This is a genomic window from Flavobacterium potami (assembly GCF_020026915.1).
GTDB classification, from domain to species: Bacteria; Bacteroidota; Bacteroidia; order Flavobacteriales; family Flavobacteriaceae; genus Flavobacterium; species Flavobacterium potami.
The window spans coordinates 88571-106647 of record NZ_JAINUY010000001.1; the positions used below are offsets into that span (position 1 = coordinate 88571).

19 protein-coding genes are annotated in these 18077 nt (G+C 33.2%); 13 read left to right on the plus strand and 6 right to left on the minus strand.

Annotated elements, in window-relative coordinates; all coding sequences use genetic code 11:
• Positions 1 to 72: 72 nt before the first annotated feature.
• The 9 genes from K6T82_RS00450 to K6T82_RS00490 all read left to right on the plus strand — a co-directional run bounded on the left by K6T82_RS00450 (position 73) and on the right by K6T82_RS00490 (position 5364).
• Positions 73 to 843, plus strand: a complete 771-nt coding sequence (locus tag K6T82_RS00450) for a 3'-5' exonuclease (RefSeq protein ID WP_223704062.1) — start codon at positions 73 to 75, stop codon at positions 841 to 843.
• Between the two features lie 89 nt (positions 844 to 932).
• Positions 933 to 1544, plus strand: a complete 612-nt coding sequence (locus K6T82_RS00455; protein WP_223704063.1) for a fumarylacetoacetate hydrolase family protein — start codon at positions 933 to 935, stop codon at positions 1542 to 1544.
• Complete coding sequence (locus K6T82_RS00460) at positions 1544 to 1888, plus strand: Hpt domain-containing protein (RefSeq protein ID WP_184159882.1); 345 nt, start codon at positions 1544 to 1546, stop codon at positions 1886 to 1888. The genes K6T82_RS00455 and K6T82_RS00460 overlap by 1 nt, the downstream gene beginning before the upstream one ends.
• Before the next feature lie 184 nt (positions 1889 to 2072).
• Positions 2073 to 3326 carry a competence/damage-inducible protein A gene (locus K6T82_RS00465; protein ID WP_223704064.1) on the plus strand — a complete coding sequence of 418 codons (1254 nt, stop codon included), beginning with the start codon at positions 2073 to 2075 and terminating at the stop codon, positions 3324 to 3326.
• A 71-nt stretch (positions 3327 to 3397) separates the two neighbouring features.
• Complete coding sequence (gene rpmB / locus K6T82_RS00470; protein WP_008468080.1) at positions 3398 to 3634, plus strand: 50S ribosomal protein L28; 237 nt, start codon at positions 3398 to 3400, stop codon at positions 3632 to 3634.
• A gap of 27 nt (positions 3635 to 3661) precedes the next feature.
• The gene (gene rpmG, locus K6T82_RS00475; RefSeq protein WP_008253902.1) at positions 3662 to 3844 is read left to right on the plus strand and encodes a 50S ribosomal protein L33; all 183 of its coding nucleotides are present in this window, start codon (positions 3662 to 3664) and stop codon (positions 3842 to 3844) included.
• Between the two features lie 75 nt (positions 3845 to 3919).
• Entirely contained in the window at positions 3920 to 4072 is a 153-nt protein-coding gene (locus K6T82_RS00480) for a DUF4295 domain-containing protein (protein WP_070261881.1), read from the plus strand.
• Between the two features lie 167 nt (positions 4073 to 4239).
• Positions 4240 to 5193: a signal recognition particle-docking protein FtsY gene (gene ftsY, locus K6T82_RS00485; protein ID WP_223704065.1), complete on the plus strand. Its 954-nt coding sequence runs from the start codon at positions 4240 to 4242 to the stop codon at positions 5191 to 5193.
• A gap of 6 nt (positions 5194 to 5199) precedes the next feature.
• The gene (locus tag K6T82_RS00490) at positions 5200 to 5364 is read left to right on the plus strand and encodes a hypothetical protein (protein ID WP_223704066.1); all 165 of its coding nucleotides are present in this window, start codon (positions 5200 to 5202) and stop codon (positions 5362 to 5364) included.
• Between the two features lie 73 nt (positions 5365 to 5437).
• On the opposite strand, the gene K6T82_RS00495 is transcribed toward K6T82_RS00490, so the two are convergent.
• Both K6T82_RS00495 and K6T82_RS00500 read right to left on the minus strand, forming a co-directional pair.
• Positions 5438 to 6508: a serine hydrolase domain-containing protein gene (locus tag K6T82_RS00495; protein WP_223704067.1), complete on the minus strand. Its 1071-nt coding sequence runs from the start codon at positions 6506 to 6508 to the stop codon at positions 5438 to 5440.
• A gap of 88 nt (positions 6509 to 6596) precedes the next feature.
• Entirely contained in the window at positions 6597 to 7109 is a 513-nt protein-coding gene (locus K6T82_RS00500; RefSeq protein WP_223704068.1) for a hypothetical protein, read from the minus strand.
• A 307-nt stretch (positions 7110 to 7416) separates the two neighbouring features.
• On the opposite strand from K6T82_RS00500, the gene K6T82_RS00505 reads away from it, so the two are divergent.
• The 3 genes from K6T82_RS00505 to K6T82_RS00515 are packed head-to-tail and all read left to right on the plus strand — an operon-like array spanning position 7417 to position 8611.
• Complete coding sequence (locus K6T82_RS00505) at positions 7417 to 7857, plus strand: lipocalin family protein (protein ID WP_223704069.1); 441 nt, start codon at positions 7417 to 7419, stop codon at positions 7855 to 7857.
• The gene (locus tag K6T82_RS00510; protein ID WP_223704070.1) at positions 7838 to 8134 is read left to right on the plus strand and encodes a DciA family protein; all 297 of its coding nucleotides are present in this window, start codon (positions 7838 to 7840) and stop codon (positions 8132 to 8134) included. The genes K6T82_RS00505 and K6T82_RS00510 overlap by 20 nt, the downstream gene beginning before the upstream one ends.
• Positions 8135 to 8146: 12 nt before the next feature.
• Entirely contained in the window at positions 8147 to 8611 is a 465-nt protein-coding gene (locus tag K6T82_RS00515; RefSeq protein ID WP_223704071.1) for a hypothetical protein, read from the plus strand.
• An 84-nt stretch (positions 8612 to 8695) separates the two neighbouring features.
• Here the strand turns inward: K6T82_RS00515 and K6T82_RS00520 are convergent, their stop codons facing one another.
• The 3 genes from K6T82_RS00520 to bshC form a co-directional block, all read right to left on the minus strand.
• Positions 8696 to 9115, minus strand: a complete 420-nt coding sequence (locus tag K6T82_RS00520; RefSeq protein ID WP_223704072.1) for a nucleoside-diphosphate kinase — start codon at positions 9113 to 9115, stop codon at positions 8696 to 8698.
• Between the two features lie 208 nt (positions 9116 to 9323).
• Entirely contained in the window at positions 9324 to 10595 is a 1272-nt protein-coding gene (locus K6T82_RS00525) for an acyltransferase family protein (protein ID WP_223704073.1), read from the minus strand.
• 122 nt (positions 10596 to 10717) lie between these two features.
• On the minus strand, positions 10718 to 12307 hold the full coding sequence (gene bshC / locus K6T82_RS00530) for a bacillithiol biosynthesis cysteine-adding enzyme BshC (RefSeq protein WP_223704074.1): 1590 nt from the start codon (positions 12305 to 12307) through the stop codon (positions 10718 to 10720).
• Between the two features lie 272 nt (positions 12308 to 12579).
• On the opposite strand from bshC, the gene K6T82_RS00535 reads away from it, so the two are divergent.
• Positions 12580 to 13857: an MFS transporter gene (locus K6T82_RS00535; RefSeq protein ID WP_223704075.1), complete on the plus strand. Its 1278-nt coding sequence runs from the start codon at positions 12580 to 12582 to the stop codon at positions 13855 to 13857.
• Between the two features lie 62 nt (positions 13858 to 13919).
• On the opposite strand, the gene K6T82_RS00540 is transcribed toward K6T82_RS00535, so the two are convergent.
• The gene (locus tag K6T82_RS00540; protein WP_223704076.1) at positions 13920 to 17978 is read right to left on the minus strand and encodes a DUF7948 domain-containing protein; all 4059 of its coding nucleotides are present in this window, start codon (positions 17976 to 17978) and stop codon (positions 13920 to 13922) included.
• Between the last annotated feature and the right edge of the window lie 99 nt (positions 17979 to 18077).

An 18077-nucleotide genomic window follows, 5' to 3' on the forward strand; every position in this document is an offset into this window, starting at 1 on the left:
CAAAAAAAAAATGAGAATAAAGGAGGATATTCGGCTTTAAAAATTACATTTGTAAACTTATAAAAATTAGAAATGGAATTAAAACTTAACAAACCAATTTGCTTTTTTGATCTCGAAACAACGGGAATTGATATCGGTAAAGATAGAATCGTAGAAATTTCAATATTCAAAGTTTTTCCTAACGGAAACAAAGAAAGTAAAACCTGGTTGGTTAATCCAACAATTCCAATTCCTCCGCAGACAACCGCTGTTCATGGTATTACTAATGAAAAAGTAGCCAATGAACCCACTTTTGCAGAATTAGCTCCGCAAGTCCACAATATGATCAAAGACAGCGATTTGGGTGGATTTAACTCTGATCGTTTTGATATTCCGCTTTTGGCCGAGGAATTACTTCGTGCCGGAGTTGATTTCGATATGAAAAACAAAGTTTCAGTAGATGTACAAACTATTTTTCATAAAATGGAAGAGCGTACTTTAAGTGCTGCTTTGAAATTTTATTGTGGAAAAAGTCTTGAAAATGCCCATTCCGCAGAAGCAGATACCATGGCAACATACGAAATTTTAAAAGCGCAATTAGACCGTTATCCAGAATTGGAAAATGATATGAAATCTTTGTCTGAGTTTACAACGCGTAAGAAAATAGCTGATTTTGCAGGAATGATTGCTTTTGATGCAGATAACGAGGAAATTTTTACTTTTGGAAAACATAAAGGTGCCAAAGTGGAAAAAGTTTTAGAAGCAGAGCCGGGTTATTTTAGCTGGATTCAAAATGCTGATTTTCCTCTATACACCAAAAAAGTGTTGACAGCAATTAAATTAAGAAAATTAAATACGAAATAAGTTTCTAAGATGCTGAGTTTCTGAGATTCTAAGTTTTTTAGTTTCTTAGTAACTTAGCATCTTAGTGTCTTAGAAACTTAAAAAAAGAAATGAAGATTATCTGTGTCGGCAGGAATTATGCCAATCATATAGAAGAGTTGCAAAACGAGCGTCCAAGCGAGCCTGTTGTTTTTATGAAACCCGATTCTGCGGTTTTGTTGAAGCAACATCCGTTTGTAATTCCAGAGTTTTCGGAAGATGTTCATCATGAAGTTGAAATAATCGTAAAGATCAATAAGGTTGGAAAATATATTGAACCGAAATTTGCTCATAAATATTATGATGAAATTAGTGTAGGAATCGATTTTACGGCCAGAGATCTACAAAGTAAGTTGAAAGAGAAAGGGCTTCCGTGGGAAAAAGCCAAGGCGTTCGACGGCTCTGCGGTGATTGGAGATTTTTTGCCAAAAACTGATTTTGTTTCTATGGAAAATCTTAATTTTGAATTGAAAAGCAATTCTGAAACAGTTCAAAAAGGAAATTCAAGTATGATGCTTTGGAAAATTGATGAATTAATTGCTTATGTATCTCAATTTTTTACATTAAAAATTGGAGATATTATTTTTACAGGAACGCCTGCTGGCGTTGCAGCTGTAAAACCAAATGATGTTTTAGAAGGCTTTTTAGAAGATAAAAAATTATTCAGAATACAAGTAAAATAATGGCTTTAAAGTACAACCTTTCGAAAGTATATGCGCTTTCAGATAACGATCCTGAATTTGTAAATCAGATTTTAACTTTGTTTGTAACAGAGGTTCCAGAAGATTTAAAACAAATCAAAGAAGGAATTAAGAAAAAGGATCATAAATATGCTTATTCTTATGCACATAAAATTAAGCCAACATTGGATTTGATGGGTTTGAATGTGGCTTTCGAAGAAATTTTGCAAGTTGAAGCTTGGACAAAGGCAGAAGGTAAGAAAAAAGATATTATCGAAACTTTTAAGAGTATTAAAATACAAGTAAAAGAAGCGATTAAAGAAATAAAAAAAGACTTTGATCTTTAAAATATAAAAACTGACTTAATTTCTTGTTTGTTGAAAAATGAGACTAAGTCAGTTTGTCATTTTTTAAATTTTGTGAAAGCGACTTACAGTTTGTAAGCTAAATACTTCCCTCCAAATACAAAATTTAATCATTCTACAGTAAATTATTGGCTTACTTTAAGTAAGGAACAAACATTTTAATGATATGAAAGCAGCAATCATAACCATTGGAGACGAAATCTTAATTGGTCAAATCGTTGATACAAATTCGGCATTTTTAGCTAAAGCACTTGATAGAATTGGTGTAGAAGTGTCCGAAATGTTGTCAATAAGTGATGATAAAAAACACATTTTAGATACTTTCGCACAGTTACAAAATAAGGTAGATGTTGTTATTGTGACAGGTGGATTAGGTCCAACAAAAGATGATGTTACCAAAAAAACATTCTGTGAATACTTTAATGATGAGTTGGTTGTAAATCCAGAAGTTTTGGCGCATGTAACGCAATTAATCGAAGGATTTTATAAGAGACCGATTTCGCAGTTGAATAAAGACCAAGCATTGGTTCCGTCAACTTGTACTGTTTTGCAGAACAAAATGGGAACCGCTCCCGGAATGTGGATGAAGAAAGAGGATACTGTTTATATTTCGCTTCCTGGAGTTCCTTATGAAATGAAATATCTGGTAGAAGAAGAGATAATTCCAAAAATTGTTCGCGAATACAAACGTCCTTATATTATTCACAAAACTATTTTGACATATGGACAAGGTGAAAGTTTGGTTGCAGAACGCATTGAACATTGGGAAAATAATCTTCCTGAATTTATAAAATTAGCGTATCTGCCAAATCCGGGAAGAGTTCGACTTCGTTTAACTGCCCGAGGAACAGATAAAGAAGAACTAGAAAAAGCAATTGAGTCGAATGTTCAGTCTTTGGATGCAATAATTCATGATATAATTGTGGGTTATGAAGAGAATGAAACTATTGAAACCGTAATAGGAAAATTGCTTTCTAAAGAAAATAAAACGATTTCAACAGCGGAAAGCTGTACAGGAGGGAGAATTGCTTCACTTTTGTCAGCTGTTCCAGGTTCGTCAAGTTATTTTAAAGGAAGTGTCGTTTCTTATGCGACCGAAGCAAAAGTAAATGTTCTTGGAGTGCCTCAAAATTTAATTGATCAGTTTACAGTAGTTAGTGCTGAGGTTGCGTCTGCTATGGCTTTGAGTGTTAAAGATTTAATGAAAACGGACTATGCGCTTGCTACGACAGGGAATGCGGGGCCTTCAAAAGGCGATTCTGATGCTGAAATTGGCACCGTTTTTATCGCTTTGGCAACGCCAAATGGGGTAATTGTCGAAGAATTTAACTTCGGACAACCTCGTGAAAAAGTGATAGATAGGGCATCAGTTAAGAGTTTGGAAATATTACAGAAAGAAATTTTAAAAATTGTGCAATAATTTTTTGCACCAATGGTTTATTTTTCTTTTCTTTGCACCCTGATTTTGAATAACGATAAAAGATAAGTATAATGTCAAGAGTTTGTGACCTTACAGGTAAAAGAGCGATGGTAGGAAATAACGTTTCTCACGCTATGAACAAAACTAAGAGAAAGTTTTCTGTAAACTTAGTTAAAAAGCGTTTTTATCTTCCAGAAGAAGATAGATGGATTACTCTTAGAGTAGCAGCATCTACGATAAAAACAATTAATAAAAATGGAATCACTGCAGTTTTGAAAAAAGCGCAGTCAGAAGGATTTATCAAATAATCTTTTCCTAAATAAATATATAGCAAGATGGCAAAGAAAGGTAATAGAATCCAAGTAATTTTAGAATGTACTGAGCACAAAACTTCTGGTGTTCCAGGAACTTCTAGATATATTACAACTAAGAACAAAAAAAATACTCCAGACAGATTAGAGATTAAAAAATTCAATCCAATCTTAAAAAGAGTAACTGTTCACAAAGAAATTAAGTAATAACTAGAGATTTTGTAAATCTCAATGGTGGTTTGCCATTTGAGTTTTATAAAAACTTCAAATAACATTTGAATCATGGCAAAGAAAACCGTAGCATCGTTACAAACAGCTTCTAAGAGATTGTCAAAAGCCATTAAAATGGTAAAATCTCCTAAAACTGGTGCATATACATTCGTAGAATCTATTATGGCTCCTGAAGAAGTTGATGAATTCTTGAAAAAGAAATAATTAACAATTACAATATATAGAAAAGCTACTTTCATTCGGAAGTAGCTTTTTTATTACCTATATTTGTCTATAAATTTAAAGAAGTGCAATAATTTGCCTTTTTTGAAGCTTTAGATTTCTGATAATCGATAATTCAGAGATCTGACAATCAAATAATCTAAAAAAAAATGAGTTTTTTTAAAAAATTATTCTCTACCGATAAAAAAGAGACTTTAGACAAAGGTCTTGAAAAATCTAAAACTAGTTTTTTCTCAAAATTAAGTAAAGCCGTAGCCGGAAAATCTAAAGTCGATGATGATGTCTTAGATGATTTGGAAGAGGTTCTTGTAGCTTCAGATGTTGGGGTAAATACAACATTAAAAATTATTTCAAGAATTGAAAAACGTGTTGCCGAAGATAAATATTTAGGAACGGAGGAGTTAAATCAAATTCTTCGTGATGAAATTGGAGCATTATTATCTGAAACCAATACAGGTGAAGCGACAGAGTTTGAAGTTCCTAAGGATAAAAAGCCTTACGTTTTAATGGTAGTTGGTGTTAATGGTGTTGGAAAAACGACAACAATTGGGAAATTAGCTTATCAGTTTAAGAAAGCTGGACATAAAGTAGTTTTAGGAGCTGCAGATACTTTCCGTGCTGCTGCAATTGATCAATTACAAGTTTGGGCTGATAGAGTAGATGTTCCAATTGTAAGACAAAATATGGGAAGTGATCCTGCGTCTGTAGCTTTTGATACTTTGCAATCTGCAGTAGCTCAAAATGCTGATGTTGTAATTATTGATACGGCTGGTCGTCTTCATAATAAAATAAACTTAATGAATGAGTTGACCAAAGTAAAGCGTGTAATGCAAAAGGTGGTTGCTGATGCGCCTCACGATGTGCTTTTGGTTTTAGATGGTTCTACAGGTCAAAATGCTTTTGAGCAGGCAAAACAATTTACAGCTGCTACAGAAGTTACTTCATTAGCCGTAACAAAATTAGACGGAACTGCAAAAGGTGGAGTTGTAATTGGAATTTCAGATCAATTTCAAATTCCTGTAAAATATATTGGTGTTGGCGAAGGAATTGAAGACTTACAAGTTTTCAATAAATATGAATTTGTTGACAGCTTCTTTAAATAATTTATAATGAAAAATATATCGGCTTTAACTTTTTACTTTGCTAGCGTAATAGCTTTTGTTTTGGCAAATGTTTTAAAAGACAATAATCTTTCAGTTTACTACGCTTTGCTAGTGGTTGGAATAATTTTGTTTTTTTTAGGAGTTCTTAAGAGAATAAAAACGAATCGCTAAAAAGTAAATTAAAAATAAAATATTGAGCTTTTAAATAAAATGTCTGTAATGGCTTTATTTAAAAGCTCTTTCTTTATTGGTACAAAGCGCTAATTTTTTCCCATAAAGTTTTATCAAAATCGGATAAGGCCAGATTGACATTGTCGGCAGCATCTCCCATTCTGATAACCACCATTTTTTTGCTTGGTATCACATATATTTTTTGGTCATTCTTACCTAGAGCCATGAACATGTCGCTTGGTGCTGTAGGGATTATGTTTCCTTGGAAGGTAAGTTGCGATTGTGGTAAATGATAAGAAGCTTTTCCGTTTAACCACCATAAATATCCGTATCCTAAATTGATGTTTTGCGAAGTTGTAGTTGCTTCGTTAAAGAAGGTTTCGTTTAGAATTGTATTATTTTCCCATTTTCCCTTGTTGAGCATTAGCAATCCGAAACGTGCCATGCTTCTTGTTGTACTGGTATAAACGCTGTTCACGCCAAGTTGAACCCAGTTTCCGTTCATGCCTATTTTGTCTCGTAATTTGGCGTTGAAATAATTTTCCCAGCTTTGTTTGCTTGCTTTTGCTACAACATCTTGAAGTTTTACATAAACATTATGATATGCCCATCTTTTTCCGGCGTCGGCTTTGTAGATTAAATTCTCAGGATTTACATCGTCTGTGCTGTCGTCAAGACCGGAAGTCATCGTTAATAAATGTTTGCAGGTAATTTGACTTTCTTGAGCAAGAGTTTCACTTGTCCATTCCGTTCCAAGATAATCAGAAACTTTATTATTGATGTTTAATAGTCCTTCTTGTTGTGCAATTCCAGTTATGGTTGAGGTTAATGTTTTTCCAGCACTTGCCCAATACCAGTTTGCAGAAGCGTTATGGTTGTTAAAGTAATTTTCTAAAACAATTCGGCCATTTACTAGTATTATAAGCGATTTAGAATTTTTGAGTTCGAGATAATCTAAAAGCGGTTGTACTGCATTCTGGTTCCATTTAAGATCAGAAATAGATTTTGTTTCCCAAGTTGTTGCTGTTAATGGTGGGAAATACATAGTTTCCTCAGGGATTGGAACAGGATCTGGATCTATCGTATCTTTGCTGCATGAAGAAAATAGCAAGATGATAAGGATTGCATTAAGAAATCGGTTCATTGTTCTTTTGGGTTTAGGTTTGTGGTTTGACCAAAAATAACAATAATGGTTTAATTTGTAGGGCGGTATAAATTTTTAATGTGACAGATTATAAAGGAATCTTGCTATCATTGAGTTCCCATTTTGTACCATCGATATAAACAATGTAATAGGCATTTATTTTAATGACCTTGTCTGCATCTGTTGAAAAATCTTCCCAGATTTCTGTTTTTGTTTGCCCGGGTTTTATTACTTCGGTAATGTCTTTTTTGAAATTTCCTTCGCCGTAAAAATAATGACCACTTGCAGGTTTTTCAAATGCATTAATACAATACCATTCAAATTTAATTGCTTTTATAATTTTTTTTCCAGAATTTTTATAAACTACTTTAAGGTCTTTATGGTTAGAATAACCGTTTAGTAATATAGTTGTCTTGGTGATTTTTATTGGGCAGTTTTCGGCGACATTGTTTATTCGGGAAATAGTGTCATTTTTTAGGCTACTATCCGTTATATGTGGATATTCTTCTTTATTTAAAGCAACGTTTTTTTTTGGTTTCGGTTGATGACAACTCGAAAATAGAAGTAAAGTGCTGAATAATAATAGAAAAATGTTTTTCATTTTGGTGGTTGAAACAGTGTTTTTAGTTTTTATTCCAATTTTTTTGCAAAGTAGCGACTTAATATTTTAGATTTTTGCCTGTATAAGTTTTATTATAAACAGAATAAGATGTTTTTGCTTAGTAAAATAAATTAATGTTCAAAATATTTCTTTTGATGATTATAAGATTATCTTTGTAGTCCGGTAAAAATTTCTTTTGAAAACTGAAGCCCTAGCCCTGATGGGAGCGGCATCCCTTTGCTTTTTTCTTTAAAAAGCAAAAGATACAGCGGACAGCAGGTATCAGCTTCTAATATAGACACTTTATATGAAAAACACTTTTATGATTCTGGTTCTATCACTTTTGTTTGTAAGCTGCAAACAAGAAGTTAAACCTGCTGACATTAATAAATTAAATGGCTATTGGGAGATTGAAAAGGTGGTTTTTGAGAAAGGTGAAGAAAAAGAATATAAAATGAACGAGACATTTGATTTTTTTGAGATTAAAAATAACAAAGGTGTTCGAACGAAAGTGATGCCGCAGTTTGATGGTACATTCCTGACTACTGATACTTTTGAAAATGTAGCGGTTCGTTTTGCTGGAGAAAAGGTTTTTCTGGATTACAAAACAGATTATGCGAAATGGAGCGAAGAAATTGTTTCGCTTTCGGATGAAAAATTAGTGACTAAAAATCAACAGAAAATAGAATATCATTATAAAAAAGCAGGACCAATTAATCTCTTGAATGATGGCGAAAAGACTAAATAACGAAACGAGTATCAGTGCTGTTTTGCAACAGATTATTCAAGTGAATAAATTACAGCCCGGAATGGATCAAATTGACGTTCGCGAGGCTTGGAAAAATCTTATGGGAAGTGGCGTGAATACCTATACTCGAAATGTTGTTCTTAAGGGCAGTACTTTGTATGTGGAATTAGGCTCATCGGTTCTTCGAGAAGAATTAAGTCATGGAAAATACAAAATAGTAAAAATGATTAATGAGGAGCTAGGTCGAGAGGTGGTAAAGGATGTAGTTCTGAGATAATTTGTGATAAATATGAAATCTAAATTTAAAATTTTACCGATTTTACTCATTTCGTACCTTTCGGTTTTGCCGTTGCTAGTTGTTTATTTTGCTTACACGTCTCCTGTTGCAGGTATGGTTTTGCCAATTTTATTTTTGTTGTTTGTAGCTTTTTTTTGGTTGACAGTGATAAGAACCAGAGCGTATCGTATTGAAATTGATAATCAGAGTATAACCACTAAACGGTATTTTGGAATTGGAAAAGCTCAAATTTATAATTGGAATGAGTTAGACGGTTTTATAACTTTATTTGAATCTGCAAAAGGAGGGCTTACAGAATCCATTTTTATTCTTGAAAAAGATAAAAGAGTGGGGAGTATTTCCAGTTTTTATCATAGCAATTTTTATGAATTAAAGACACAACTTCAAAATAATCTGGTTGATTTGGGAGAAAGGAAATCAACTTTTAAAAATGAATATTTAGAATTGTTTCAATAAAAAAAATCCTGTTTGCTCTAACAAACAGGATTTTTTTATAAATATACAATCACTAAAAATGGTGATCGTGCGTGAAATCAATTATTAGAATTGCTCTCTTCCAGCGAAGTGGAATGCACCTTCAATAGCTGCATTTTCGTCACTATCAGATCCGTGCACTGCATTTTCTCCTATAGAAGTAGCGTATGCTTTACGGATAGTTCCTTCTGCAGCTTCAGCTGGGTTTGTAGCTCCGATTAAAGTTCTGAAATCTTCTACCGCGTTTTCTTTTTCTAAAATAGCAGCAACAATTGGTCCGCGAGACATGAATTCAACTAATTCTCCGTAGAAAGGTCTTTCTGCGTGAACTGCGTAAAATGCTTTTGCATCTGCTACAGTTAATTGAGTTAATTTCAATGAAACGATTTTGAAACCACCATTAGTAATCATTGCTAAGATATTCCCGATGTGTCCGTTTGCAACAGCATCTGGCTTGATCATTGTAAAAGTTCTATTTGTTGCCATTTTTATATTTTATTAAATTTTGTGCAAAAGTATACTTTTTTTATGAATTGATTTTAATAAATTCTTAATTATAACGTTTGAGAAATGGTGTTTTGACCAAAAAAAGATTTTTAAACCATATAAGTCATATAAGTTCATTTAAAAAAAGCGGAAAATAAATTTGAGTTGCGTAATTAAATGAACTTATATGATTTATATGGTGAAAAAATTACACTTTAAAAATTAACTTGTTTCTGTAGAATATCCATAAGATAAATGTCCAAATGGCAACATAAGTTAATGCACCAGCGAGAGAGGCTGTCATTGGATTACTAAAAAATGGTGCAATTCCAGAATAGTATAAATAACTTAGAAGATTGGTTTGTTCTTCTGGATTACTCGGATTTTGGAATTGAATCATGGTTAATGCCTGCGGAATAATCTGCGAAGCAAAGAAAACAATCATCGGATTGACTCCCCAAATTACGAAAAGTTTAAAGCCTTTTTTAAATTCTTTAATGTCTATTAAATAATATAAAACCGTAAAAAATACAGTTGCTAGTCCTGTTGTATACAAAACATAACTGCTTGTCCAGATGGATTTGTTTATTGGAAAAACCAAATCCCATAATAATCCAAAAAAGATAAGCGAGGTGCCTATCATTCCCATTCTTTGGGCTTTTTGAATTTTGGTTACACTTAAAAGTAAAATTTGTCCGATGAATAAACCGATAATTCCGTTTACGATTGATGGCAAAGTACTCAAAATCCCTTCTGGATCCCAGGTATTCGTTTCATGATAATTATGGCCTTTTAAAAGAATACTATCAACCCACGCTGCTAAATTAGTGCCTCTTTCTAGATTTGCTTCTCCAACTCCTGGAACAGGAATTAAAGTCATAATGCCCCAATATCCTAAAAGTAAAAGAACTCCGGTAATGATTTGAGTTTTTCGGGATGTCTTTAAATATAAAAGAGAAACAACAAAATAAACGATTGCAATACGTTGCAAAACTCCAGGAAGTCTGACGTCCTGATAATTTTCAAATCCGCCGTAAGCTAAAATTAGATAAACCAATAAGATACCAACGGCAAAAATATTTTTTAAGCGATTGTTGAAATTACCCATCAAAGCATAACCAACTGCAATGGTAATAGCTAAACGCCCAATTAGAAGTGGAATTCCGTCTAGTCCAAATAATTGAATTTTTCCAAAAAAATTAAAGAAGATCCCTAGACAGAACATTCTTAAAGAACGAATTAATATTTTATTGAAAGTGGTGCTGTCATATGTTTTTTCGGGCATTGCCAACGGCACGGCAACTCCCATTATAAAAACGAAGAAAGGAAATACTAAATCGGTTGGCGTACAACCGTTCCAATGCGCGTGTAAAAGCGGCGGATAAACATTTCCCCAGTCACCGGGATTGTTTACAATTGTCATCAATAGAATAGTCAGTCCGCGAAAGACATCGAGCGAAATTAAACGTTCTCTTACCATTTGGTTAGTTAGTTAATAGGTTATAAAATATAATTCTATTTGGTTTGAGAGAGTAATAATTTCGGAGATGAGCTGGTTATTTGTTCCTACATTATCACTTTGAATTTCTAAAGATAATTATTTTAGATTATTATGATATCAAAATTGTGTTCCAGAGGTTTTAATTTTTGAATTAAAAGCGGAATCAATTGTTCTCCGTTTTCTAAATAAAATTCAGAAAAATTAGTCTGACGTTCTTGGAGACCGAAATTCGGAAACAATTCGCATTGTAAATCTGTCACGCGCTGTAATTGGTCCTGAAGTTTTCTTTTTTGGGCTTTTAATAAACGTTTTTCTAAATTTTCTAAACCTTTCTTTTGTTTTACTTCTTGCGCTTTTACAGCGCCAGAAAACGATTTATCTGTTTTTTCGGCCAATTCAAAAAGATATTCAAATTGTTTTTGAAGCGCTTCTTTCTGTTCGGTTAAATTAATTGGAAATGGAGAAAGTTTATGAGTGATTTCATTGATCAAATTCTCCGATTTATTAAATAGATCTTTCCATGTTAAATTTAAATTGTCCGCTTTTTTAACTTGTTTTTCTGTTGCCAAAAGAACCGAATTGCGGACTAATAAAATTGGGAAAGTAATATTTACGGCATCAAAGAAAGCTTTTAATTCCAGCCAGTAAGCAATTTCTCCGCCTCCGCCAATATAGCAAAGATTTGGAAGAATAATTTCCTGATATAACGGACGCATAATTACATTTGGACTGAATTTTTCTGGATTACTTTCTAATAGATTGAAAATTTCTTCTTTAGAAAATGAGATTCTGGTATTGTTAACGATGTATTTGTCATTTTCAAAAATGATTCTTTCACGAAGTTTATCTTCAATATAAAATAAATTAATCTCACGCGGATTAACTTGAACGTTATAATCTGAAAGTGATTCAATTGATTTTTGAACTTCTTTAAACGAAGTTTGATTTTCTAATTCGTTTTTTACAAACGGAATAAAGGCACGTTTTAAATCGGAATCATCTGCATCTATGATTACCAAACCATAACTTGAGAAAAGTGCATTAGCTAAATAACGAGTGGCATCGGCCAGATTTTCGTGTTTTAAATAGGCGTCTTCAAAAAGTTTTTTCAGGGTATTGGCGTTTGTACTTGAACCTAATTCTTTCGAGTAAATTTCAAATAAATCTTCTAAGCCGTTAGTTGATAATCTTCCAACGGGACCGGTACTTTCGGCATTCCAACGGATTTTCTTCCCTTTAAAATTAAAATAATTGATTTCTTCAAAATCATGATCTTCGGTCGCCATCCAATAAACCGGAATGAAGTTGTATGAAGGATATTTCGATTTTAATTCTTTGGTTAAATTAATCGTTGAAATAATTTTATATAAAAAATACAACGGTCCGCTAAATAAATTTAGTTGGTGACCTGTTGTAATGGTAAACGTATTTTCGAGTGCTAAAAGCGAAATGTTTTGTTTGGTAGCATCAGATATTTCGATATTTTGATATTGCTTTTGCAGAGTATTAACCAATGTAATTCGGTTGTTGTTATCAAAATTGGCTGCTTTTTCAGCAATTTGTTTTTCGAAATTTTCTAAGGTTGGAAAATTGTTGTACAGCGGTTTTAATTCTGTTTTCTGGTCTAAATAATCTTGCATTAGTTTAGAAAAATATCCAGAAGATTGAAAGCTGATACAGTCGGTAGGCATAATTTTAAATTTATTTTTGACAGCTGTAAATTTAATGAAAATATACAGTTAAAAACGCTATTAACAATTGCTTAAGAATTGATATTTTCATTTTTATTTTAAAGTTCCGATAATCAGATTTTTAATTTTGATTGCAATAGATGTTTTTGAAATGGAAAATACATGAATTTTGTTAAAAAATGATAAGTGTTCTAAAACAAATTCTTGTAGAGGTGAATTATTAATAATGAAACTATATTTTTGTAATCAAAAAAAAGTTATATCTATTTTACATGAAAAATGACCCAAATAAAAAGAACTCCTTGAAACATGTTCTTTTTGGAAGCCTTATCGGTACCACAATCGAATTTTTTGATTTTTATATTTATGCCAATGCAGCCGTATTGGTTTTTCCTCAACTGTTTTTTCCTAGTTCAGATTCGACAATGGCGACATTAGAATCTCTAGCAACTTTTTCTATCGCGTTTTTATCGCGACCTTTAGGTTCGGCCTTTTTTGGGCATTACGGAGATAAAATTGGGCGTAAATTTACTTTGGTTGCTGCGTTATTGACAATGGGAATTTCGACAGTAACTATAGGATTTTTACCGAGTTATGAAAGTATTGGTGTAGCTGCGCCTTTATTGTTAATGCTTTGCCGATTCGGACAAGGTGTTGGTTTAGGAGGAGAATGGGGAGGAGCTGTTTTGCTTGCAATCGAAAATGCTCCGCCAAATAAACGTGCTTGGTACGGAATGTTTCCGCAATTAGGAGCGCCAATCGGATTGTTGCTTTCAGGTGGAACTTTTCTATTGTTAACCGATTCAATGAGCAATGAAGATTTTATGAATTATGGCTGGAGAATTCCTTTTATTGCAAGCGCATTTCTGGTTATTGTTGGGTTTTACATTAGAACTAAAATTACAGAAACACCTTCATTTGAAACTGCTAAAAAACAGGAGGAAGAAGTAAAAGTACCGTTCTTGACTTTGGTGAAATCATACAAAAATCAATTGATTTTCGGCACATTCGCTGCAATTACTACTTTTCTTGTGTTTTATTTAATGACAGTTTTTACATTAAGCTGGGCTACATCAGATTTAGGAATTGTTAAAAGAGACGGATTACTGATTCAATTATTTTCAGTATTGTTTTTTGCACTTTTTATACCGGTTTCAGCAGTTGTAGCAGATAAAATAGGTCGTCGTAAAATGCTTATTTCAGCGACGGCAGCAATTGCGGTTTTCGGATTTTTCTTTTCGTATTTTTTAAGTACTGGAAATATTGCTTTGATTACTGTTTTCGCGTGTATCGGAATGTCTTTAATGGGATTTACTTACGGGCCTCTTGGAACATTTTTATCTGAATTATTTCCAACAACGGTTCGTTATTCCGGAGCGTCTTTAACCTTTAATATGGCAGGGATTCTTGGTGCTGCTTTTGCACCTATGATTGCTATTTGGTTGGCTAAAACCTATAGTGTGAGCTATGTTGGTTTCTATTTAGTTGCTGCGGCACTTGTGTCTTTGATTTCGTTTTTGGTAATCAGTAAAGACGAACATAAGTTTTAAAACAAAAAAAATATTTATGGAAAGTCCGCAAGGTAAAATTTTACTTTGCGGACTTTTTAATTTTATCTTTTAAGAGTAAAATGCCCTCTAAATTCTGCTCCATTTATTTTGGTCGCAGTAAACCAATAATCGGTTGCAGGTTGCAGTTGGCCAACATACGTCCCATCCCAATTGCCATTTATAGACAATTCTTTAAGTAATTTTCCGTAGCGGTTAAATATTCTGATAGACGAATTGGGTGCCAAATAAGCTGGATCGAGTGTCCAAGTATCATTAAAGCCATCATCATTTGGTGTAAAGAATTGGGGATAAGGGATTTCTAAGGCCAAATTAATACAATTTAAGTTTGTTACTTCGAGAATATTTATGGTAAGAGGAATACGATCACTTTCACAATTGTCAATCGTTTGTGTAGCATAATAAGTGATTCCGTTTTCAAGAGAAGTTGATTCAGATAAAGTATTTATAGTTGAAGAGCTTTCATACCATTTTATACTTTGCCCTCTAATTGCAATATCACTGATTTTAGCGCTTTCTTGAATGCAAAACTGTTGTGGAGAATCTGCAATTGGAATTGGAGTGTCTTGTATTTTGATCTTAATTGCTAATCTTTCGCTTTCGCAATTGTTTAAAGTTTGAGTAACATAATAAACACCATTTTGCAATAAAGCCGTTTCGGACAAAAGATTTCCATTTGCAGCTGAATCATACCATTTTAAAGCGGTTCCACTTATATTAAGATCTTCAATACTGGCAATTTTATCAATACAAAACTGTTGATTATTATTTCCTATTGGTAAAGGAGTATCATAAACATGAACTAAAATCGGTGTTCTATCGCTTTCGCATCCAATTGTTTGAGAAGCGTAGTAAGTTCTGTTGTTTTCCAACAAAGTTGTGTTTGGTAAAGCTGCAGCCGAAAAGCTAGTATCAAACCACATTATATTTTGACCAGTAATCTGAATGTCATTAAGCGTTTTATTTTCTTTTTTACAGAATGATTGTTCTGGTGTGCCTGTTGGAATAGTAGGTGTATTTACAATTGAAACCGTAACTCCAAATCGTGGTCCTTCGCAGTTATTTAGGGTTTGAGACGCATAATACGTTTTTCCGTTTTCTAGTGTAGTTGTTTCTGTTAATAATGAACCGTTATTTGGTGCATCGTACCATTTTATGGAACTTCCATTAATTTCAATATTTGAAATAGTCGAATTGTTGACTGTACAAAAAGATTGATTTGCATTTCCTGTTGGAGGAGATGTAACCTGAATATTAATTGTAACAGGGACTCTTTCACTTTCACATCCGTTTATGGTTTGCGACGCATAATAGGTTGTCTTATCTTGGGCAACGGTTGTAGGCGAAACGAGTGTTCCGTTAGTTAAGTTGCTGTACCATTTAATATTTTGTCCTGTAATCTGAATATCGTTTAAAGTTGCATTTTGCTCAACACAGAAAGTTTGAGGGGAATTTGCTGTTGGTAACGGTTGACTTGTAATGGTAACAGTTTGGTTTTGCGTAGATGAGTTCCCGTTTCCATCATTATAATTCCATACAATTGTGTAAGTTCCTGGTAAAGCATATGACAACGGATTTGTGGTCGTTGCAATAATTACTCCCGCACACGCGTCATTAGCCGTTGGAATTGTCGTTACAGTTGTATTGCAATCTCCAGTTATTGTTGGAAGAGTTGCTAAGACAGGAATTGGGGCTTCATTATCTCCAATTATAACATTGATTTTTTTAGTATCATCACAACCACCGGTTCCAGTAATTAAACAGCTATATTCTCCGGAATTAATTGTTGAAGCATTAACGATTGTTGGATTTTGATCTGTTGATGTAAAGCCATTTGGACCGCTCCAAGAATAATTGGTTCCGCCAGATGCTTTTAGTTCTAGTGTTTTTCCGATGCAAATTGGTGAATTACTTGAAGCGTTTGCGCTATACGATTGACAATCTCTAAATTTAACTAGAAAAGCATCGCCAATATTTGGTTGATAGCTACTAGGGTCTGGAGTAAGATTTTCTTGAAATGTTCCCGGCGTAGCAATATTTGTCTTACTGTTGGTAGTTCCAGCTAAGTAAATGTTAAGGTTGTTGTCAATACAAGTTAAAAGTGCATTATCGGCCATTTCGCCACCAAAATAGGTTGCCCATTCTCTTTGTCCATTTGTGTTGAATTTTACTAAATAAGATTCAGTTCCAGAGTTTGGAGTTTCTTGAAAAACATTGGGAGTTGGTTGAAAGCTATGTTCAGTTCTACCTGTAAAATAAATAAAACCATCCTTAGAAACAGATCCTCCTAAAGTTTCGGGAAAAAAATAAGACCCCCATATTTTTTGACCATTAGAATCAAACTTAAAGATACAGCCACTACTATAGTTCCTTGAATTTGGAATATAAGTTCTTTGGAAAACATCGGGGCTGCTGATATTATTTTGGCTATCCGTTCTTCCAAAACAATAAATATTGTCATTTGAATCTAAACCTAAGTAGAAAAAGTAATCATTATTATCACCTCCGAAATACGTTGCCCATAATCGACTACCATTTGGAGTAAATTTTACTAGGAAACCGTCATCTTTGGTGTTGGTTTGTTGAAAAGAATTTTGTGTAGCTATGTTATTTGTGCTTCGTGAGTATCCAAGAAAGATAAGATCTCCATTTGAATCAAACTCAGAATCATTGATGACATCAAAATTGCTGCCTCCATAGTAGCTAGCCCATTGACGCATGCCATTGGAATCAAATTTTGCTATAAAACCATCAGTTGAACTGTCGGTTAAATTTCCTGCCGTAACTTGATGTGATCCAATACTAGAGATATTCTCTTTACTACTTGTATCTCCCGAAATATAAAAGTTCTCATTGTTATCGATGCTAATACTGTTTATGGCATCATTAAATAAGCCTCCATAATAAGTTCCCCATTCTCTTGCACCGTCGGAATCAAATTTTGCTATAAATCCATCATAATAACCACTTTTTACAGGTTGATGAGTAAGTGCAGTAGCAATGTTTGTGGGACTTAACGTTTTCCCTACAATGAATACTTTATTATTATTTGAAACTTTAATTTTTAGAATTTCATCTATGCTGTTGCCACCGTAGTAAGTGCCCCAAATTCTAGTACCGTCAGAAGTGAATTTTGTAAAAAAGGCATCATAAGCCCCTCCAACGGTAAATGTGTTTTGAAAAGCACCAGTTGAAGCGATATTGTTTTTACTGTAGGTAACTCCAGCCATGTAAACGAAATCGCCTTTTGTAAAAATTGAAGTTGCATAATCGAATTCTTCCCCTCCATAATAAGTTCCCCATAATCTAACTGGAACAGGATCAATTATTACTGTTTTTTCGGTGGAGAAATGTGAAGAAGAAAAACCGTAAATATTCTTTTTCAATTTCTTGTATCCAACTGTAATCTCTTTTTTATATCCATCTTCTTCGATCCAGCTTGCAGGAAGTGTCTCTTCCATTTTTCCAAAACGGACATTCATTTGAATTTTATTATCAACAAGATCTGTTTCTGCACCGTTAAATTTTAATTTGATGTCAGAAATTTTTCCTTTCGGATGGATAATGAAATTGTATTCAACGGTTTTTTGAGGATCTTTTGGAATTGTAAATACAATATCAATATTCGGATAAATATTCTTGTACGTTATTTGTTTGTACTGATAAACTTTGGTTGTTCCTTCAGGATTGTTTGGCGTATTGTAATAATTATCAAAATCAATTGATTTCTGATCTGCTATAAGTTCAACTTTCGAATTCGAGTCAATAAAGTCAATATCTATTCGATGAAAAATATATTCTAAATGGTATTCAGGTTTTTGTTCTTCGTCTTTCCCCGGAATTGAGTAGGGAATTTTTCTGGCTGTTTTGGAATAATCAACTGCTGTTTTCTTTAGCTCGTATACATCATAAGAGAATCCATTTTTCTTCAATTGCACATTTAAACCATTTGAGTTCAAAAGGTATTTTACAGCATCATTTTTTTCTCCATTCTGATCAATAATTTGACCTTTATTTTCTTTAAAACCAATAGATTGTTTTGGATTCTGAGAAACAAGTTGTGCTGTAATTAATAAAAATAAAAAAAGTAATTTTTGCCTCATGTATATAAATTGAACTAAAGCAAATGTAATTAAATATCTACAAAAGAAAATTAAATTTTATAATGCGAAACCGCTTAAAATCTTTTGCTAAAAAAGTCC

What these genes read in the sequence shown, in the direction of transcription:
- K6T82_RS00525 (WP_223704073.1), bottom strand. Translation starts at nt 10,595, where the DNA reads ATGGTAAGAGAACGTTTAATTTCGCTCGATGTCTTTCGCGGACTGACT.
- K6T82_RS00515 (WP_223704071.1), top strand. Translation starts at nt 8,147, where the DNA reads ATGAAATCTAAATTTAAAATTTTACCGATTTTACTCATTTCGTACCTT.
- K6T82_RS00450 (WP_223704062.1), top strand. Translation starts at nt 73, where the DNA reads ATGGAATTAAAACTTAACAAACCAATTTGCTTTTTTGATCTCGAAACA.
- K6T82_RS00460 (WP_184159882.1), top strand. Translation starts at nt 1,544, where the DNA reads ATGGCTTTAAAGTACAACCTTTCGAAAGTATATGCGCTTTCAGATAAC.
- K6T82_RS00535 (WP_223704075.1), top strand. Translation starts at nt 12,580, where the DNA reads ATGAAAAATGACCCAAATAAAAAGAACTCCTTGAAACATGTTCTTTTT.
- K6T82_RS00500 (WP_223704068.1), bottom strand. Translation starts at nt 7,109, where the DNA reads ATGAAAAACATTTTTCTATTATTATTCAGCACTTTACTTCTATTTTCG.
- rpmG (WP_008253902.1), top strand. Translation starts at nt 3,662, where the DNA reads ATGGCAAAGAAAGGTAATAGAATCCAAGTAATTTTAGAATGTACTGAG.
- K6T82_RS00465 (WP_223704064.1), top strand. Translation starts at nt 2,073, where the DNA reads ATGAAAGCAGCAATCATAACCATTGGAGACGAAATCTTAATTGGTCAA.
- bshC (WP_223704074.1), bottom strand. Translation starts at nt 12,307, where the DNA reads ATGCCTACCGACTGTATCAGCTTTCAATCTTCTGGATATTTTTCTAAA.
- K6T82_RS00520 (WP_223704072.1), bottom strand. Translation starts at nt 9,115, where the DNA reads ATGGCAACAAATAGAACTTTTACAATGATCAAGCCAGATGCTGTTGCA.
- K6T82_RS00490 (WP_223704066.1), top strand. Translation starts at nt 5,200, where the DNA reads ATGAAAAATATATCGGCTTTAACTTTTTACTTTGCTAGCGTAATAGCT.
- K6T82_RS00455 (WP_223704063.1), top strand. Translation starts at nt 933, where the DNA reads ATGAAGATTATCTGTGTCGGCAGGAATTATGCCAATCATATAGAAGAG.
- K6T82_RS00510 (WP_223704070.1), top strand. Translation starts at nt 7,838, where the DNA reads ATGGCGAAAAGACTAAATAACGAAACGAGTATCAGTGCTGTTTTGCAA.
- K6T82_RS00505 (WP_223704069.1), top strand. Translation starts at nt 7,417, where the DNA reads ATGAAAAACACTTTTATGATTCTGGTTCTATCACTTTTGTTTGTAAGC.
- K6T82_RS00495 (WP_223704067.1), bottom strand. Translation starts at nt 6,508, where the DNA reads ATGAACCGATTTCTTAATGCAATCCTTATCATCTTGCTATTTTCTTCA.
- rpmB (WP_008468080.1), top strand. Translation starts at nt 3,398, where the DNA reads ATGTCAAGAGTTTGTGACCTTACAGGTAAAAGAGCGATGGTAGGAAAT.
- ftsY (WP_223704065.1), top strand. Translation starts at nt 4,240, where the DNA reads ATGAGTTTTTTTAAAAAATTATTCTCTACCGATAAAAAAGAGACTTTA.
- K6T82_RS00540 (WP_223704076.1), bottom strand. Translation starts at nt 17,978, where the DNA reads ATGAGGCAAAAATTACTTTTTTTATTTTTATTAATTACAGCACAACTT.
- K6T82_RS00480 (WP_070261881.1), top strand. Translation starts at nt 3,920, where the DNA reads ATGGCAAAGAAAACCGTAGCATCGTTACAAACAGCTTCTAAGAGATTG.